The 18,424-nt window shown below is 56.8% G+C and carries 12 protein-coding genes; 11 read left to right on the top strand and 1 reads right to left on the bottom strand.

The genetic code is table 11. The features are described from left to right. Window positions 1–30 precede the first annotated feature (30 nt). The 11 genes from ACZ5CE_RS04420 (at window position 31) to ACZ5CE_RS04370 (ending at window position 16,695) form a co-directional block, all read left to right on the top strand. The gene (locus ACZ5CE_RS04420) at window positions 31–3,576 is read left to right on the top strand and encodes an amino acid adenylation domain-containing protein (protein ID WP_464576587.1); all 3,546 of its coding nucleotides are present in this window, start codon (window positions 31–33) and stop codon (window positions 3,574–3,576) included. Next, complete coding sequence (locus ACZ5CE_RS04415) at window positions 3,548–4,174, top strand: class I SAM-dependent methyltransferase (protein WP_464576585.1); 627 nt, start codon at window positions 3,548–3,550, stop codon at window positions 4,172–4,174. The genes ACZ5CE_RS04420 and ACZ5CE_RS04415 overlap by 29 nt, the downstream gene beginning before the upstream one ends. 337 nt (window positions 4,175–4,511) lie before the next feature. Continuing rightward, the gene (locus ACZ5CE_RS04410; RefSeq protein ID WP_464576583.1) at window positions 4,512–4,988 is read left to right on the top strand and encodes a chemotaxis protein CheW; all 477 of its coding nucleotides are present in this window, start codon (window positions 4,512–4,514) and stop codon (window positions 4,986–4,988) included. A 23-nt stretch (window positions 4,989–5,011) separates the two neighbouring features. Further along, window positions 5,012–6,532 carry a CheR family methyltransferase gene (locus ACZ5CE_RS04405; RefSeq protein WP_464576581.1) on the top strand — a complete coding sequence of 507 codons (1,521 nt, stop codon included), beginning with the start codon at window positions 5,012–5,014 and terminating at the stop codon, window positions 6,530–6,532. Next, complete coding sequence (locus tag ACZ5CE_RS04400) at window positions 6,525–7,157, top strand: chemotaxis protein CheW (RefSeq protein ID WP_464576579.1); 633 nt, start codon at window positions 6,525–6,527, stop codon at window positions 7,155–7,157. The genes ACZ5CE_RS04405 and ACZ5CE_RS04400 overlap by 8 nt, the downstream gene beginning before the upstream one ends. A 111-nt stretch (window positions 7,158–7,268) precedes the next feature. After that, window positions 7,269–8,732, top strand: coding sequence for a HAMP domain-containing methyl-accepting chemotaxis protein (locus ACZ5CE_RS04395; RefSeq protein ID WP_464576577.1), 1,464 nt, complete (start codon window positions 7,269–7,271; stop codon window positions 8,730–8,732). A 15-nt stretch (window positions 8,733–8,747) separates the two neighbouring features. After that, window positions 8,748–11,108, top strand: a complete 2,361-nt coding sequence (locus ACZ5CE_RS04390; protein WP_464576576.1) for a hybrid sensor histidine kinase/response regulator — start codon at window positions 8,748–8,750, stop codon at window positions 11,106–11,108. Between the two features lie 15 nt (window positions 11,109–11,123). Next, a complete protein-coding gene (gene cheB, locus ACZ5CE_RS04385) occupies window positions 11,124–12,203 on the top strand; it encodes a chemotaxis-specific protein-glutamate methyltransferase CheB (RefSeq protein ID WP_464576574.1) in 1,080 nt (359 codons plus the stop codon). Continuing rightward, window positions 12,200–15,157, top strand: a complete 2,958-nt coding sequence (locus ACZ5CE_RS04380) for an EAL domain-containing protein (RefSeq protein WP_464576573.1) — start codon at window positions 12,200–12,202, stop codon at window positions 15,155–15,157. The genes cheB and ACZ5CE_RS04380 overlap by 4 nt, the downstream gene beginning before the upstream one ends. Window positions 15,158–15,346: 189 nt before the next feature. Next, complete coding sequence (locus ACZ5CE_RS04375; RefSeq protein WP_464576571.1) at window positions 15,347–16,087, top strand: DUF2325 domain-containing protein; 741 nt, start codon at window positions 15,347–15,349, stop codon at window positions 16,085–16,087. 104 nt (window positions 16,088–16,191) lie between these two features. Beyond that, entirely contained in the window at window positions 16,192–16,695 is a 504-nt protein-coding gene (locus ACZ5CE_RS04370; protein ID WP_464576569.1) for a hypothetical protein, read from the top strand. Window positions 16,696–16,963: 268 nt separating this feature from the next. Here the strand turns inward: ACZ5CE_RS04370 and ACZ5CE_RS04365 are convergent, their stop codons facing one another. After that, window positions 16,964–18,415, bottom strand: coding sequence for an ADP-ribosylglycohydrolase family protein (locus tag ACZ5CE_RS04365; RefSeq protein WP_464576568.1), 1,452 nt, complete (start codon window positions 18,413–18,415; stop codon window positions 16,964–16,966). Window positions 18,416–18,424: the final 9 nt, after the last annotated feature.

The following is an 18,424-nucleotide window of genomic DNA, read 5'->3' as shown; positions in this document are numbered from 1 at the left end:
GCCAAATGACTTCAATTTAGCCGGCAATATATGGCAGCCAGCTCGCGCATGGACAACAGGACCGGATTGAGCGACGCCAAGCGGGCGCTGCTCGACCAGTGGCTAGCCGGCAGGCAGCGGATGCCTGTTGCCTGCGAGCCCACGCCCCGCCCTCCCGGCATGTCCGAGATTCCGCTCTCGTTCGCCCAGGAGCGCATGTGGTTTCTCCATCGGCTCGACCCCGGGTCGCCGCTGTACAACGTCCCCATGCCCATCTGGCTGCGGGGGGCAATAAACGAACAGGCACTCGAGCAAAGTATTAACGGAATAGTGAGCCGGCATGAAGTATTGCGCACACGTTTTGCACTGCATGACGATCGGCCTGTCCAGATAGTCGAGCCGGCCGTGCATATTCCACTGCTGGTTCACGATCTTCGGGAGACATCCGAACCGGAACGGGCAGCAGAACTGGAACGCCTGGTCTGGAAGGAGACGCGGCGGCCATTCGACCTGGCCAGCGGCCCTTTGCTGCGCGCCACATTGGTGCGCCTGGGCAGGATAGGCAATATAGGCAGTACAGGCAATGCGGACAGCCCGGATAGCAATACCCATGTTCTCCTGCTCGTCACCCATCACATCGTCGCAGACGGATGGTCAATGGCGGTTTTTTACCGCGAGCTCTCCCGGCTTTACCTGTGGTATGCCGAAGGAATACCGGGCCAATTGCCGGAACTCCCTATCCAGTATGCGGACTATGCTATCTGGCAGCGTTCCAGACTGGCCTCAGAGATGCTCGACCGCCAGTTAGCCTACTGGAGGCAGCACCTGGAGGGCGCACCGCCCTTGCTGGCCCTTCCTGCGGACTTTCATCGTCCGCCCATTCAGGGCGCGGAAGGCGCAAGCCAGGCGCTAATGATCGAACCGGATATTGCGAGGGGAATAGCGGAACTCGGCCATTTTGCAAAGGCGACACCCTTCATGACGCTTCTCGCCGCCCTGGCGGTCCTGCTATACCGCTTGAGCGGGCAGGACGATATCGTCATCGGAACGCCCATCGCCGGCCGCTCGAACCGGAATACCGAGCAACTGATCGGCTGCTTCCTCAATACCATGGCATTGAGGACGAGAGTACGGGCCGGCATGAGTTTTTTTGAGGTCCTGCATGACGCGCGGGAAGCGGCGCTTGGTGGATTTGCCCATGCCGACCTGCCATTCGAGCGCCTTCTCGAAGCGCTGCAGCCTCAACGCAGCGCCGCGTGGACGCCGGTCTTTCAGGTATTCCTCAACATGCTCAACTATGCGGAAGCACGCATCGACCTGCCCGGAGCAGAATTGCCGAAGGAAACGCTTGGCGGCCCGGCTGAAGCGCTGGCGCGCTTCGATCTGACCTTTTACGCGGAAGAAACGGCTGAGGGCCTGCATCTCAAGGCGGTCTACCGGACTGAATTGTTCACGCATGCGCGAATCAGTGAGATGCTGGCGCAGTATCGGCTCCTTCTGCAAAAAGTGGCTGCTGCGCCGTCGGCACCGATCGAAAGCCACGAACTGGTAACCGCCGCCGCACGAACGCTCCTGCCGGACCCTCGCCAGTCCCTGCCCACGCGGCCATGGCAGGCAATCCACCGCTTCATCACCCGGCACGCCTCCGATATCTCCGATCGCATCGCGCTCTCGGACGGAGCCCGGTCATGGACCTATGGTGAACTGGAAACGGAGGCCAATGCCGTGGCGAACCGCCTGCGTCAGCTTGGCATCGGCCCGGGAGAGGTAGTCGCGATCTTCGGCAGTAGAAGCACGGCGCACGCTATCGCCATCCTGGGCGTGCTCGAAGCCGGTGCTGCATTCATAATCCTGGAACCCGCCTACCCCGCAGCCCGCTTGATAGCGTGCCTGCGCCTGGCCAAACCCAGCGGCTGGATCAGCCTTGCAGCCAACGTAGCAGGCGAGACTGGCGAGCAACTACCGGAAGAACTCGCGTCATTTCTCGGCCAGCAAGCCTTGAAGGCTCGCCTCTCGCTTCCGCGTGATACTGGAACAGGCACGAGTGAACAACCAAAGACCCTGGGGATGCCGGAAACCCATCTTTGCCCGGATAGTCTGGCATACCTGGCTTTCACCTCCGGGACTACCGGTGTTCCACGCGTGATCGAGGGATTGCATGCGCCCCTGTCTCATTTCGTGGACTGGCACATAACGACATTCGGGCTGAACGCGGCGGACCGCTTCAGTTGCGTATCCGGGCTATCGCACGATCCATTCCTGCGCGACGTACTGACGCCCCTCGCGCTCGGCGCGACCCTGTGCATCCCGGCCGTGGAAGATCTCGCGTCGGCGGCGCGCCTAGCGGAATGGGTCAACCACGAACGGATCAGTGTCATGCACCTGACTCCCGCGATGGGAGCCATGCTGCTGGATGGAGCGCGGGCAATCGCACAAGCCTGCGGAAAGGCCTCACTGCCGTCATTGCGCTACCTTTTCTTTGGCGGCGACGTGCTCGATGGCGCCTTCATCTCGGCCCTGCGGCCATACGCCCCGAATGTGGAGATAGTAAACTTCTACGGCACGACGGAAACGCCTCAGGCGATGGCATGGTGCCCGGCCCCTCCCGACACGGCCATGCCACTCATACCATTCATGCCATTGGGCCGCGGCATAGACGGCGCGCAACTCATCATCCAGTCTGCACCCGGAGTGCAGGCAGGCATTGGCGAGCTGGGCCAGATTCATATCCGCAGCCCTTATCTCTCTCGCGGTTACAGGGATGATCCCGGCCTGACAGCACGCTTGTACATCGCCAACCCCTTCCGGACCGTTCGCGACGCGGCAGGCGACCGGATGTTCCAGACCGGCGATCTCGGCCGGTACCTTCCCGATGGCAATGTCGTTTTTGTGGGGAGAGCGGACGAGCAGATCAAGATACGCGGCTTTCGCGTCGAGCTTGGCGAGGTAATCGCCGCCCTGGAGCAGCATCCTGCGGTAACACAGGCCCGCATCCTGCAGGAGCAGATCCATGCCGGAGGCCGCCTGATCGCCTACGCGGTAAGACGGAAGGGGCAGGAAAGCGCGATGATCACTGAAGCGGATGTGCTGCGCTTCCTGCGCTCGCGCCTGCCCGACTACATGATTCCGGCCCGCGTCGTATGGCTGGAACGCCTTCCGTTGACCAGCAATGGCAAGATCGACCGGCGCGCGCTGCCCGCGCCAAATCGCGAGCAGCAGCGGATAACGCACACCACGGCGCCTCGCACCGAAATAGAACGAATTCTGTGCGGCATCTGGTCGGATGTGCTCGGCGTGGAGCAGATCGGCGTCGACGACAATTTTTTCGATCTGGGTGGCCACTCGCTGGCGGCAATTCGTGTACTCGCCGCAGTCATGGCTCGGCTAAAACTGGACCTTCCACTGCGGCGAATCTTCGACGCTCCCACGGTGGCGCAGCTGGCTTGCGCCATCGGCGCGGCGCAGGAACGCAATGCGCAGCCGCCACTCGCGATCGAGCGACTATCCCGCGAGCAGCATCGCCTCCAAACCTCTTCCCTGCGCACAGATTTCGAACAGGAGGAAACAAATGCACCAGCGCCAACCAGACGCTCCTGAGATCGCGCTTCTCGAACGCGAAGGCGAGGTCACACTGATGATCGACGGAGACCAGGCCATGCAAGCATGGGAACGCGAGTTGATGTGCCTGTCATCCGACCTGCTGTGCCAGTTCGGATCCACGTTCCTGGAGGTCGGGCTGGGGTTGGGAATATCCGCGCTGCGCATCGCCGGCAACCCGCGCACTCACCGCCATGTCGTGATCGAAAAATACCGGAAAGTGATCGATCTTTTCCAGGAATGCAACCCCTCGCCCCCCTCCGCGCTCGAAATAGTCCATGCCGACTTCTTCGATTACCTCCATGAACTGGAGACAGAAAGCTTCGATGGCATTTTCTTCGATCCGCACCTGCCGAAGGAACTGCGTGAAGATGAAGTTCTGTGGCAGGAAATCGTCCCGCAACTGGTCCGGACATTAAAAAAGGGCGGTGCGCTGATCCCCTGCTTTTCCAGCTATCCGATCTTGCGCTGGCAGTTCATACCCTTCTTCGATCACGTGGTGGTCGATAAAGTGGCATTCAATGCCTACCGGACCACCAATTACATGGCCTATAACACCGGCGACGCCTTCATTCAGCAGTTCATCAAGATGCGCTAAATCCGGCCCCCGAAGCGCAGGGCACAGCTTTCCCCCAAGGAAACAAATATCTTCGCTATCCCGTCCGCCAGGAGCGCACACGTGAGGCAGGGTCTTCCTGGGATGCCCATTCCGCAATGTTTTCCGGATAAAACCATGTGTCCACAACTGTAAGATTCTACAGCTATTCAAAACACTCGTTCTGATGTTTCATACCATCCTGGGACGAGCTGAGCCAATCTCCGCTGGCATGACCATTGTTGCGCGCCTTGCGATCACCTCAAGTTTTGCCAGTAACGTTCCGCCAGATTTATTCAGAAGCTCCAGTATCGAGTTTGATTTCTCAAGCAGATCATGTTTGCTGCTTTATGTCCATCGCGCTATGGCCCATCAATATCTTGTTTTCACCCTGGATGACCAGAGCTACGCGCTGCCTCTGCCCTCGGTAGATCGGGTGGCGCGAGTGGCCCAAATCACGCCGCTGCCGAACGCACCGGGTATCGTATTGGGCGTAATCAATATTCACGGCAGGATTATTCCAGTCATCGACTTTCGGCGGCGCTTCAACCTGCCGAAACGCGAAATTGTCCTGGATGACCAGCTGATTCTTGCCCACGCCGGGCTGCGCCGGCTCGCCCTGATAGCGGATGCGGTAACGGAAGTAATCGAATGCCCGGATCATGGCCTGGCCTTGACGGAGCACATCGTTCCGGGCATCAAGTACCTGGAAGGCATCTTGAAGTTCGAGGATGGATTGGTCCTCATCCATGATCTGGACAAATTTCTTTCGCTGGAAGAAGAAAAGGCCTTGGATATCGCGCTGGAAACCGCCTGAAACATGATGCGCATGATATGCGAATGACACTCCCACACCCTCTCCTTCTACAGTTGAGCGAACAGCTGGCCAATCGGATGGGCTTGTATTATCCGGTCAACCGCTGGGGCGATCTTGAGCGGGGACTTAGTGCCGCCGTACCCGCGCTGGGAATGAAAAACCTCGAAACCTGTGTTCGGCATATCCTGTCCACCTCGCTTGCACGCCCCCAGATCGAAATTCTGGCTCGCCATCTCACCGTGGGCGAAACGTATTTTTTTCGGGAAAAAAGGGTTCTTCAAGTACTGGAAGAGCGCATTTTTCCGGATTTGATACGTGCCTGCGTCTACGACCATCGTATGCTGCGCATCTGGAGCGCAGGCTGCTGCACCGGCGAGGAAGCCTATTCAATAGCCATGATACTGGATCGGCTCATCCATCCATCCACGGAATGGAATGCGGTCATTCTTGCCACGGATATCAATCCCGTATTCCTGCAAAAAGCAACTGACGGAATCTATAGTGACTGGTCTTTTCGCGACACGCCAGGCTGGATGAAAGAGCGGTACTTCAAGAAGAAAAAGAACAGGCAGTTCGAGATATTGCCGCATATTCGCAGGCGCGTAAGCTTTTCCTACCTCAACCTTGCAGAAGACACCTATCCATCCGCCATCAATGGCACGGATGCGATGGATATGATCTTCTGCCGCAATGTAATGATGTACTTCAGTGCGGAAGCGAGAAGGAAAATCGTTCGAAACTTCCACCGCTCGCTTGTAGATGGCGGCTGGCTCATTGTCAGCGCTGTGGAAGTACAAGGTAGCGCCTTTCCTCAATTTTACGCCAGAAGTTTCCCGGGCGTGATTCTCTATCAGAAAAGCGAAATTCCCGTACCGCGAATCGACATGCCTGCTTGCGGGATTCTTGCCTCTGCCCCGCCATTCCCGCCACCAGACACTTGCGGACTTCCGGAAGTGCATCCGGTGCATCCACACGGGGAAACCGCAAGGAAAGAATCGGTGGCGCCGGAAGCAGATTCGCCTCAATGGAAAAAAAAGATGCCGGGCACCCAAGCCCATATGGATAGAACCAGCCAGGAGAAAAGTGAGTCGTACCACCATACCGCCCGCGCCCACGCGAACCTGGGCCAGCTCGGCGAAGCCATCAAATGGTGTGAAAAGGCCATCGCGGCGGACAAGCTTAATGGCGCCAGCCATTACCTTATGGCTACCCTCCAGCTGGAGTCCGGTCAGGACAAAAACGCGGTCCAGTCCCTGTTGCGCACACTGTATCTCGATCCGGATTTCGTGCTCGCCTATTTCGCATTGGCCAGTCTCCACTTGTCACAGGGGCGAAAACGTGAAGCTGGACGCCACTTCGCCAATACGCTGTCACTGCTGTGCAAGCTGCCTCCCGGCACGCCTCTACCGGAATCGGATGGCCTGACAGCCGGGCAGCTTATCGAGATCATCCGCTCGCTTGGTTACCCAGCCACGCCCCATGGAAGCAGCACCAACGACTCCCATGACAATAGGGGGCACAGGAGGAAAAAACTGAATGAATAGCAAAATGACGCCTCCACCGCTGGCTCGATCTTTGCTGTCCGGTACCGCCGGACAGCGGGTAGCCGCAGCACATGATTTCCTCGCGGATATCTGGAAACCATCCAGCCAGGAGATACAAAGGATACTGAAAGCAAGGGCATCGGCATTGGCGCAGGAACCGGTGGCCGAACAAAGCGTTGCCGGAAGCCTGGAAGTTGTGGAATTTGTTCTTGCCCACGAAAGATATGCGATTGAATCACGTTTCATTCGTGAAGTCGCCGTGCTGGAAAGCTTGACACCGCTCCCCTGCGTCCCAGCCTTTGTATTGGGCATCGTCAATCTGCGGGGAGAAATGCTTCCCATCATCGATCTCAAGAAATTCTTCGAACTACCCGACAAGGGACTGGGCGATCTCAACAAGATCATTGTGCTGAGATCCGGAGAAGCGCTATTCAGTGTCCTGGCCGATGCGATCGCCGGCGTGCGCCGTGTGCTGCTGGCCGACGTCCATCCTTCGCCACCCACGCTCACAGGTATCCGCAGAGATTATTTGAAGGGAATAACCGCGGAGCGGCTGGTCGTCCTGGATGCCGAAAAACTCCTCTCGGACAAAAGCATTGTCGTGCAGGAAGAGGTGGGTGAATAGCTCTCATGACTGAAGAGGCATGCAAATAATCACGAATCCCGCGTTCTTCGATTCTGGTCTTGAGATTTTGTAAAAGGAATAAGAGGAAGCCGAAGCTTTCAAGGGGGAAACATGACCATCAGCCACAAGATCATCGGCGGTTACGTCGTCATACTGGCGCTGTTGGCGCTGGTGACCGGCGTTGCCTTTCACGCTCTTCACCAGACACAGACGACTTACGACGATTTCCTGAACGTGGACGAGCGGCTGCTGGAAAGTGGCAACGACCTCATGACTGTCACATATGCTCAGCAGAGCTACGTGAGGGGTATTTTACTCTTTCCCGATATTCGCCAGTTGAACCAGACCCTGCTGGAGGCAAACGATCGCCAGTACAAGGAAATTTTCGCAAAAATGCATCGCTTGATGCGCATACCGGAGAGAATCGCCGTCATCAGCGAAATGGAATCCATCCAGCAGCAATTGCTGCAAGCCCAGCAAGAGGTGCTCCGGCTCGCAGCGGAGCAAAAAAACGAGGAAGCGATCGCCTACACCATGAAGGACTTCCGGCCCCGCAGCCTTGCGCTCATCGAGAAGGCTAAAAATTTTTATGAAGAGCAAACAAAATTGCTCGATAAAGGAAGGATTAACCTTGCAGAAGAAGTAAGGTTTTTCACTCTTACCCTGGTCATTGTTTCGCTATTTGCGATTTTTGCAGGGATGAGCATCGGCCTCAACCTGGGCCGTACCATAACCGGTCAGCTGCGGGAAAGCATTGCGCAACTGTCATCCTCCTCTGCCGAGATTCTTGCCACCACCACGCAGGTTGCCTCGGGCGCCGCCGAAACCTCCGCTGCCGTAAGCGAAACCACCGCCACCGTGGAGGAAGTCAAGCAGACCGCGCAACTCGCGAGCCAGAAAGCGAAATATGTTTCCGATACAGCGCAGAAAGCCTCTACCGTCTCACGGGCCGGACGCGAATCCGTTGAAGAGGCCATCCAGGGCATGCACCGTATCCAGGAACAGATGGAATCCATTGCCAGCAGCATCGTGCAGTTGTCCGAACAGAGCCAAGCCATCGGCGAAATCATCGCGACGGTAAACGATCTTGCCGAGCAATCCAATCTTCTGGCGGTAAACGCAGCAATCGAAGCGACTCGCGCCGGCGAACATGGCAAAAGCTTCGGCGTGGTGGCGCAGGAGATCAAGAGCCTGGCCGAGCAATCCAGGCAAGCAACCAGCCAGGTGCGAAGGATCCTGGGCGATATCCAGAAAGCCACGAATACCGCGGTGCTGGCTACCGAGCAGGGAAACAAGGCAGTGGAAGCTGGCGTGAAACAATCCAGCGAAACCGGCGAATCGATTCGCCTGCTATCCATCAGCATCAATGACGCGGCACAGGCAGCTACCCAGATCGCCGCTTCCAGCCAGCAGCAGATGATAGGCATGGATCAGATCGTGCTGGCGATGGGCAATATCAAGGAAGCTAGCGAGCAGAATGTGGCGGGTACGAAGCAGGCGGAACTGGCGGCGCAGGGCTTGCATGAGATGGGTAGCAGGCTGAGCATCATGATCAACGGCAAGACCACCAGATAGCAGGAGCATAATCCCATGCCGACCAACGATGACCTCCTGAAGAGACTCCTGGCAACTTTTCGTCCCGAAGCCGAGACGCATCTGCAGGTAATGTCTTCGGGATTGTGCTCCCTGGAGAAAACACCGCCGGGCAGGCAGCATGCAGACATTATTGAAACCGTATTTCGCGAAGTGCACAGCCTGAAAGGCGCGGCGCGAGCAGTAAATCTGACGCAGATGGAATCCGTTTGCCAGGCAATGGAAGCGGTTTTTGCCGCTTTGAAAAATAAACGTCTCCCGGCTTCCTCTCATTTGATCGATCTGTTGCTCCAGGGTGTCGATATGCTCACGAGCCTCCTGGCCGCGAATGACGATGCCGTGCGACAGAAGGCCCTGGCAGTACCTCTGATACGCCAGTTCGAGGATGTGTTGAAAGGGTTATCGACCAGCCCTGCCATCATGCCACCCATCACCGCAGTTGTGCCGGCCTCCCCCGCTCTTTCTGTTTCTTCCGCGGCTTCCGCCGGCAGGCTGGCCGAATCCGGCACGCGCAATGAAATGCCGGCACCGCGGCCAGCCCGCGGTCTTGGCGCCACTACCGTCAGGGTTTCCACTACCAAACTGGATTCTGTCATGCGGCAAATCGAGGAGCTGCTGCTGCCGCGGCTCAAGATCGACCAGCACGTCAATGAATTGAACCAGATTTTTTTTGAGTTCGTGGAATGGAAAAAACAGCGGCAGCAGATCCAGCCCGCACTGCGACTCATTGAACAGAAATTGGCTGGCAACACCGATGCCACGACTTCCAGATACAGACATGAACTATCCCGGATACTCGGCTATCTGGATGCGGAGCAACTGCGCATGAAAATGCTGGAGGACCGCCTGGGGCAATTGCAGCATGCCACCGTACAGGATCAACGTATGCTGGCCAGTATGAATGAGAGCTTGCGGCGGGACGTGCAAGAAATGCAGCTGCTGCCATTCTCCTCGCTGCTCGACGTCTTTCCCCGGTTCTGCCGCGAACTCGCGCGCAAGCAGGGCAAAAGTATTGAACTCGTCATCAGGGGGGATGGAATCGAAATCGATCGGCACATACTGGAGGAGATCAGAGACCCGCTCATCCACCTTGTGCGCAATTGCATCGACCACGGAATCGAGCAGCCGCAAGTCCGCCTTGCCAAGGGAAAACCAGCGCACGGAACAATCATATTGTCATGTTCGCAGAAGGATGGCGGTACAGCGGAAGTGTTGGTATCGGATGATGGCGCAGGCATTGATATCGCCCAGGTGAAAGCCGCTGCCTGCAGGCTCGGCTTCATGTCGGTCGAAGAGGCGGAACGGCTGGACGAACTGGAGTCGACGCTGCTCATTTTTCATTCCGGTCTTTCGACCAGCGCTACTGTCACGGATATCTCGGGACGTGGGCTGGGGCTGGCCATCGTGCGCGAAAAAATCGAGCGGCTTGGCGGCGGCATCGTAGTAAAAACCAAACCGGGCCGCGAAACCGTTTTCCATATCTCTCTTCCCCTCGTGCTGGCAAATTTTCGCGGGGTTCTCATTCGTGCCGGAGGGCAGCTATTCGTCATCCCTTCCACCGGGGTGGAACGCGTACTGCGATTTTCCGGCGAAGACGTCCGGACGGTCAAAAATCGCGAAACGATTCTGGTGGATGGAAAACCAGTTTCCCTCGTCGGGCTGAGTAATGCGCTCGAATTGACGCCCGTCCGGCCCGAGACGGAAGCAAAGCCATTCTCTCAAGCTCTGATTCTCGGGTCGGAGGCTTTCCAGATAGCGTTCCTTGTGGAGGAAATTCTGGGTGAGCAGGAGGTATTGGTCAAGACCCTCATCCGGCCGCTGGCTCGTGTCCGCAATGTCACCGGCGCAAGCGTGCTGGGCAACGGACAGGTCGTACCTGTCCTCAATGTACAGGACTTGCTGAAATCGGCGATAAAACATCGGGGCATGGAATCTCCATCGCCATCCAGTACAGCTCGGCCGCCAGATGAAGAGCATGGGAGCACACTAGAACATGCAATCCTGGTGGTAGAGGATTCCATCACCTCCCGGACCTTGCTCAAAGCCATTCTGGAGTCGGCAGGCTATCGCGTCGGTACGGCCGTGGACGGCGTGGATGGATACACCGCGCTGAAAACCGCGAAATTCGATCTTGTCGTCTCCGATGTGGAAATGCCGCGCATGGACGGTTTCGATCTCACTGCGAAGATACGCGCGGACAAGCAGCTTGCCGGCCTTCCAGTCGTACTGGTCACAGCGTTGGAGTCGCGCGAACACCGCGAACGCGGGGTGGACGCGGGTGCGAATGCATATGTAGTAAAGAGCGGCTTCGACCAAAGCAACTTGCTGGAGATCATCCGGCGTCTCCTCCGTTTCTAATCATCCCTCCTTTTTATGATCAATGTCCTGGTAGTGGAAGACTCGGCCGTGATACGCGAATTCCTTGTTCATATTCTCGAGTCCGACCCCGACATCGCGGTTATCGCAACAGCCCGCGACGGTGAGGAAGCCGTGGGCATGGCGCAGCAGCGGCATCCCGACGTCATCACCATGGACATACACATGCCAAAGATGAACGGTCTGGAAGCGACCCGCCGCATCATGGAAACAAACCCGATCCCTATCGTGATCGTCAGCGGCAGCCAGGATATGGGAGAGATGGGAACGACATTCGATGCCATGAATGCGGGCGCGCTCGCGATATTGCCGCGCCCCGCCGGCGTCGGGCACCCGGACTACCAGGCCATGGTCCGGCATATGGTTCAGACGGTAAAACTGATGTCAGAGGTAAAAATGGTCCGGCGCTGGGCGCGAATGCGAAATTCTGCTTCGGCTTCATTGCCTCCACGCCCTGCCACCCCAACCCCTGCTCCGGAAAAGACTCGCCTCAGCGTTGTCGGCATTGGCGCTTCGACTGGAGGCCCATCCGCCATCGAGATGATTCTCGCGGCGCTTCCAAAAAGCTTCCCGGTACCGATCCTGATCGTCCAGCATATATCCCCGGGATTCGTGGGTGGGCTGGCCCAGTGGCTATCGAAATCATCCGGTCCGCCAGTGCATGTCGCCACCCATGGCGAGCTTCCGCTGGCAGGGCATGCTTATATTGCGCCCGACGAATTCCATATGAAGATCGTGCGGGAAGGAAGAATCATTCTGACAAAAGATCCACCGGAGCATGGATTGCGGCCTTCCGTTTCCAGTCTTTTTCGATCGATTTGCGAAGTCTATGGGCGTGAGGCGGTTGCCGGATTATTGACGGGAATGGGGCGCGACGGCGCGGAAGAACTGAGAAGGCTGAAGGAAAAAGGCGCTGTCACCTTTGCCCAGGATAAGGACAGTTCTGTCGTGCATGGCATGCCGGGCGAGGCGGCTAGGCTGGGCGCGGCAACATTCGTTCTGCCATTGGAAAAAATCGCGCCGATGTTGATAAGCCTGGCAGATCCTCATGACATACAGGGAATACGGCTAGCATGACTCAAATGCACGATAGCAGCGGTATCGAAATACTCCTCGTGGAAGACAGTCCGACCCAGGCAGAAAAATTGCGGTATCTGCTCGAATCAAAGGGCTATACGATAAGGGTGGCGGTGGATGGCAAGCAGGCTCTTGCCTTGGCTCGGCAGCGCAAGCCAGCCCTGATAATCAGCGATGTCATGATGCCGGTAATGGATGGCTTTACATTCTGCAGAGAAATAAAACATGACGGGGGCCTCAACGATGTCCCCGTAATCCTGCTCACTTCGCTCTCCGACATCCGCGACATCATGAAAGGGCTGGAATGCGGCGCCGACAATTTCATCCGCAAGCCGTATGAGGACCGGTATCTGTTCGCTCGCATCGATTACCTATTGATGAACCAGGAATTGCGCAAGAGCCAGAAGCTGCAGATAGGAATGGAAATCTACCTTGGCGGACAGAAACACTTCATTACCGCCGAACGGCAGCAGATCGTGGATCTTTTGATTTCGATCTATGAGGATGCAATCCATATCAACAAGGAACTTCATGCGCGGCAGCTTGAACTGGCACATTCGAACCACTTGCTGAATGGACTCTACCGCATTGCGGAAGGCCTGAACCGGGCGGTAACAGAACGCGAGGTCTGCGATAAGGCACTCGAATATGCGCTGGAGCTGCCAGGCGTGGAAGCCGGATGGCTCTACCTATGGAACAACGGTGCTTTACAGCTTGCCGCTTGCTGTAATGAACCCCCGTTCTTTGCAACCGAAAAAACCGAAGGCTCCTGCGAATGCTGGCATCTATTCCTTGCGGGCGAACTCAGCCGCACCGCCAGGATAATCAACTGCAGCCGCCTCGTTCCAGATTCCGATAATTTCAGTCTCCCCTGCCATGCCAGTATCCCGCTGTGGGCTGGCAGTCAGAATCTCGGGATCATGAATCTGATGGGCAAGCAGCAGGATTCTTTCACGGATAGCGAACTGGAGACCTTTCATGGAGCAGGCCATCAGATCGGTATTGCGCTGGAACGCGCCAGATTGCATGAACACATGGAAAAACTGGTGGAAGACCGCACCACTGCATTGACCGCGGAAATAAGCCAGCGCAAGGAATATGAAGAGAGGATCATCCGGCTCAACCGGATTCACGCAGTATTGAGCGGGATCAATACGACCATCGTGCGCGTTGGGGAAATACAGGAGCTTTTCGGTGAAGCATGCCGGATTGCGGTCGATCATGGCCAGTTCGTGTTCGCATGGATCGGATTGTACGATCGGGAAACGCAAAACATCACGCCCATGGCCAAGGCGGGTCACGAGCACGGCTATCTGTCGCAGTTGAACTTCACTGCTGTGCTTGATGCTCCTGGAAATTCATGGTTGATAGCGGAGGCGATCAACACGCTCAGGCCGGCCGTCTGCAATGATCTTGCCAGCGACGAGCGGGCACGGGCGTGGGCTAAGGATGCGGCGGATCACCGCTACAACTCCATGGTGGTCCTGCCGCTGACCCTCGAAGGCCAGCTCGCCGGGATCTTCAAGCTGTACGCCGCGGAAACCGGTTTCTTCGACGAGGGGGAAATGACCCTGTTGACTGAAATGGCAGGCGATATTTCCTTTGCCATGGACCACCTGAAAAAAGAGGAGCGCCTCCACTATCTGGCTTTTTTCGATGCTGTGACCGGTCTTCCCAATCGCTCGCTATTTCTGGATCGGGTCGATCAGCGCCTCGGCACATTTCAGAACAGTTCCAGAGCGCTCTCGGTAGTGATTCTCGACCTCGAGCGGTTCAGCAGCATCAATGAATCCCTTGGGCGCCAAGCTGGAGATAGCGTGCTTCGTCAGCTTGCGGAGCGGCTAAAACATATGCTGGCCGAAACAGACATTCTGGCCCATCTCTCTTCCGATCATTTTGCGCTCGCCATAAGCCATGAAGAGGAAAGTACCGACATCGCCCATACCCTGGAGAAGATTCTGGTTGGCATACAGGGCCGCCCTTTCCTGATCGCTGGACAGGAATTGCGGATATCCGCCAGGGCGGGCGCCTCTTCGTATCCCATGGATGGCCGCGATACCGACAGCCTTTTGCGTAATGCCGAAATCGCACTGAAAAAGGCCAAGCTTTCCTGGGACAAGCATCTCTACTATGCGCCCGAATTCAATGCCCGTGTTACGGAAAAACTGAAGCTCGAGACCAAGCTGCGCCGGGCGCTGGAGGAGGAGCAACTGATACTGTATTACCAGCCGAAAATTGATCTCGAAAGCGGCCATATCAGCGGACTCGAGGCACTGATGCGCTGGCGGGATCCGGAAAACGGGCTGGTACCACCGCTGAGCTTCATTCCGCTTCTCGAAGAAACCAGGATGATCCTCGATGCGGGACGCTGGGCCTTGGGCAAAGCTATATCGGATTTCAAGAAGTGGCAGTCTCTCGGACTCAACCCGCCGAAAATTGCTGTCAACGTATCCCCTATCCAGCTTCGGCAGAAGGATTTCGTCAGTATGGTTGCAAGCGCCTTGCATCACGCCGGAAACGTGTCGATCGGGCTGGAACTGGAGATCACGGAGAGCGTGATCATGCAGGACATCGAGCAGAACATCGAAAAGCTCAGGATCATCCGCGATATGAATGTCGAGGTCGCGATAGATGATTTCGGCACCGGGTATTCTTCCCTCAGCTATATCGCCAAATTGCCTGTGAGCGTCCTGAAGGTGGATCGTGCATTCATAATCAATATGACCACCAATCCGGACGATCTCAATATCGTGTCCGCGATCATATCGCTGGCACATTCGCTCCATCTGCGGGTGATTGCGGAAGGTGTGGAAACAGAGGAACAGGCAGACCTGCTGCGTATGCTCAAATGTGACGAGATGCAGGGATATCTGTTCAGCCCAGGGGTAACCCCAGACCGGATCGAGCAATTCCTGCGCGAAAGGAAATCGCTTCCCGCCGCCGGCAAGCGATGAGGACATCCAGCGGATATGGATCGATTCCCGCTGACTGCAGCCGTACTTCTCCCTGACCTTCCGCGAGAAGCCACACAGATGAGGTAGAACCCGATAATTGCGGCGGAGCACATCCGCCCGTTGTTGCAATCCGCCTTCATACATACTAAAATGTTAATAATTCTCATTCTCGCTATCATGAGTGACGCGATGTCCGACTATCTTCTTCAGGGCCGACACCTGAACCAGCCCCAGCGTCAAGGAAATTCTCTCGCAATGCGCATAAGAATGGCGCTGGAGAGAAAATTTGATGCTGTTTTTAGAATACTTTTCATGGATCGGGAAATGGGACCTTCGGACCGTACGCAGCGTCGGCGAAAGCATGCGGGTGGCGGCACGCCGCCTGTTCCAGGATACCAGTCCACCGACGGCACCCGGTTATTTCAGCATGACATCGTCTTTGTGAAAACACGTTGTTCCGGGACCCAAACCGATGGGGAGCCGGAATGGTCTGCCACACCGCTGATCAAGGCGCCACAGGCCTCCGTATCTGCTTCCTTCGGCAAGGCGAATAAGCCGGGTCGCAATCAGGCGGGTCCGTGCCTCGCCGGGCTTTGCATCCTGTGCGTCGGCGGGCGCGCCGCCCTGTATCCGGCATACCGCCACTTTGTTGAAGCAACAGGGGGGCATTTTCTGATCTATCGCGGCGACCGGCACGATGGGCCAGATCCGCTTGGCGCGCTGCTTCTCCGGGCCGACGCAGTAATTTGTCCGGTCGATTGCGTCAATCATGCCGCTTTTTTCCATGTAAAACGGTACTGCGCTTGCCTTGGCAAACCCTGCGTCCTGCTGGAACGCTCCGGCTTGCCGACTTTCCGCAGGGGAATAGAAATACTGGCCATGGCAAGCTTCCAGAATATGCCGGCAGTCCGCGCCACAACGCAATGTTGACATTTTCGCGGCGGATTCTAGACTGATAGTGTGTCGCTCGTGCTGCCCGCAGATATTCATGCGTAATCTGCAGCGCCGCTCCACTTTCCATAGAGGATCAGCAGATGATTCGCAATCCCGTCGATATCGCCACACGCGTCAGCCCTAACCTGGCCGCGCTGATCGCAAGCCAAGCCAACGATCCCGATGCCGAGGAACCCGTAACGCTCGCCGCGGTACGCGCCTTTCTCGCAGACATGCTGCCCCAGTCGCTAACAGAGACGGAGCAGCTGCATCATTTCGATCTGGACGAGTCATTACTGGACGAAATGGATGCGTTGATCGAGGAATTTGGAGAGGACGCGCTTGCCATCGACTTTACGCAAAGCGTTGCCACGGAACCGCTCTCGCGCGTGATCGAAGCCATGGTGAACGACGAGAACCGGGAAAATCCACCCACCCTGGCGGCAGTGAAAGAATCCATCGCTTCGGGCGGCCTGACCGCAAGGCTTGTCGGAGAAGGCGTCCTGGAGGAGGACGAAGACGATGCTTTGCTTGCGGAGATAGAGGCCCTCATCAGGCGCTACGGAGACGATTCGCTGGCGGAGGAATTTTTGCGCTATGAATGAAAAATCAGGCACATCCGCCGAACACGCTGCCACGATCTCGAGGCCAACATCTCCTGCCCGCGAACCAGGGAAATCCTTGACCCTAAATCCGGCAGTTGACCGCTCATTTCCAATTTAGAGTCATGATCCACAAAGACTTTTTACGGTACTCGACACTCACCTATATGGTGAGTTCGCTACAGGGCCGTTACATGGCTTCGATGGAAAAGGATGGAACAGGAGCCCACGAAGCCGCCGCCGCGTCAGCGAGAATTTGTGCAGCGCTTCCTTAAATCGCTCCTTCCAGAATGACTTCGGCAAACGCATCGATCTCCGTTTGTAATTCGTGGCTTGAAACCAGCCCTTCCACCAGATGAAGCGGCAGCCTGTTGCCGCAGGCACCGACCAGCAAACCCATGATCATGCCGCGATGCACGTTATCCCCACCCGCATTGGCATTGGCCAGCAGTGACTCTTCGATTCCGGCGCCATGCCTGATGATGAGATACAGCATCAATGGAAGACCATGCTCGGGATAGCAGGCAGTCGCGAGGAGGTGCCGAACCACCTCCGCTTCGCCACGCTGCCGCACAAATCCGGCTATCTCAAAAGGACCCTCGTCGAGCCTTACATGCAATTGCCACATCTCGTCCCTGGGAATGCTGCCCGGCCCGCCATGGTTGCGGTAGGTGGCAAAAAGATCCTCACCCGTGATTCTCGGCAGCCTTATCGCCCTGGCATAGGAGAATATGGCCTCGACCGGATCCCCGCCTTTCAGCAATGCGTTCAGCAGCGGAACCAGGACACCCAGCGCGCTCGCGACATTTTCCGACCGGTGGGTAAGAGACTGATGTTCCATCGCGAATCCCAGTCCCTGATATGCGCTTTCAGCAAGCATAGACAAAACCAGGGGGCGTATGACGCCGCCATGCGACCCGATAGACCAGATATTGCGCTGGAATTCGGCGGATCCTTCGATGGGAAAACCTCGGGAATAATTCTCGAACCAGCGCCGCAGATAGATTTCCGTATAGGGATCCTGGTTTTCGCCAGGTGTGGCGAGATGCTGTACAAAGCTCTCGAGAAAATCCCGCGGATCATAACGCCTGCGGCGAATTACCGAACGCATGAGCACGCGTACCAGGTGGGCGCCAAGGGTGTTCTCCCCGGCTTTTAGTCCATGATGATAATGAAAGCGGTCCGCAAGCCGCGGAACCCGGTTTCCATGCTCCCCCTCCCGCTCCGTGGAACGAATTGCGAGGCTGCCATAGGTGGTATCATAGAAGCGCGCGTGCTCATGAAGGATGTCATACGGACGCCCCAGCCGGTTCGCGGACTCCACGTCCGGCCGATAGGCCATGCCTACCATGAAACTTTCCGGATGGGGATGGGGCGGTGCTTCATAGCCCCGGATACCCTCGTTGAAGGAGGTCCGGATGTTTTTCAAGCTATAAAACCAATGTGCCGGCATTGCCAGCGCATCCCCGATAAAAAGTCCCCATAGCGCGTTTCGAATTCTTGCGGCCCGGGACGCGGCCATATCTGGATCTGGATGATGGTGCATGAGATCGATTTCCTGGTTTTCCCTGGACAGTTTCTCATAATTCGCCGCGGTGGGCATCCGGGAAAAGAGGAAAAGATGCTGATCTTGAGTCTGCCCTTGAGTCTGCCGGCCCATCGTCTGCCGGCCCATCAATTGTCGAAGCCGTGCATGCAGCGCGGCGCGGCTTCCTTGCTGCACGAAGGGATT

It is taken from the genome of Nitrosospira sp. TNL200 (genome assembly GCF_055386305.1).
This window is presented reverse-complemented; position numbering and strand designations above follow the sequence as displayed.

Excerpts from the sequence above, each read along its gene's own strand:
- ACZ5CE_RS04420 (WP_464576587.1), top strand. The coding sequence starts at position 31 with ATGGCAGCCAGCTCGCGCATGGACAACAGGACCGGATTGAGCGACGCC.
- ACZ5CE_RS04415 (WP_464576585.1), top strand. The coding sequence starts at position 3,548 with ATGCACCAGCGCCAACCAGACGCTCCTGAGATCGCGCTTCTCGAACGC.
- ACZ5CE_RS04405 (WP_464576581.1), top strand. The coding sequence starts at position 5,012 with ATGACACTCCCACACCCTCTCCTTCTACAGTTGAGCGAACAGCTGGCC.
- ACZ5CE_RS04400 (WP_464576579.1), top strand. The coding sequence starts at position 6,525 with ATGAATAGCAAAATGACGCCTCCACCGCTGGCTCGATCTTTGCTGTCC.
- ACZ5CE_RS04395 (WP_464576577.1), top strand. The coding sequence starts at position 7,269 with ATGACCATCAGCCACAAGATCATCGGCGGTTACGTCGTCATACTGGCG.
- ACZ5CE_RS04390 (WP_464576576.1), top strand. The coding sequence starts at position 8,748 with ATGCCGACCAACGATGACCTCCTGAAGAGACTCCTGGCAACTTTTCGT.
- cheB (WP_464576574.1), top strand. The coding sequence starts at position 11,124 with ATGATCAATGTCCTGGTAGTGGAAGACTCGGCCGTGATACGCGAATTC.
- ACZ5CE_RS04380 (WP_464576573.1), top strand. The coding sequence starts at position 12,200 with ATGACTCAAATGCACGATAGCAGCGGTATCGAAATACTCCTCGTGGAA.
- ACZ5CE_RS04375 (WP_464576571.1), top strand. The coding sequence starts at position 15,347 with ATGTCCGACTATCTTCTTCAGGGCCGACACCTGAACCAGCCCCAGCGT.
- ACZ5CE_RS04370 (WP_464576569.1), top strand. The coding sequence starts at position 16,192 with ATGATTCGCAATCCCGTCGATATCGCCACACGCGTCAGCCCTAACCTG.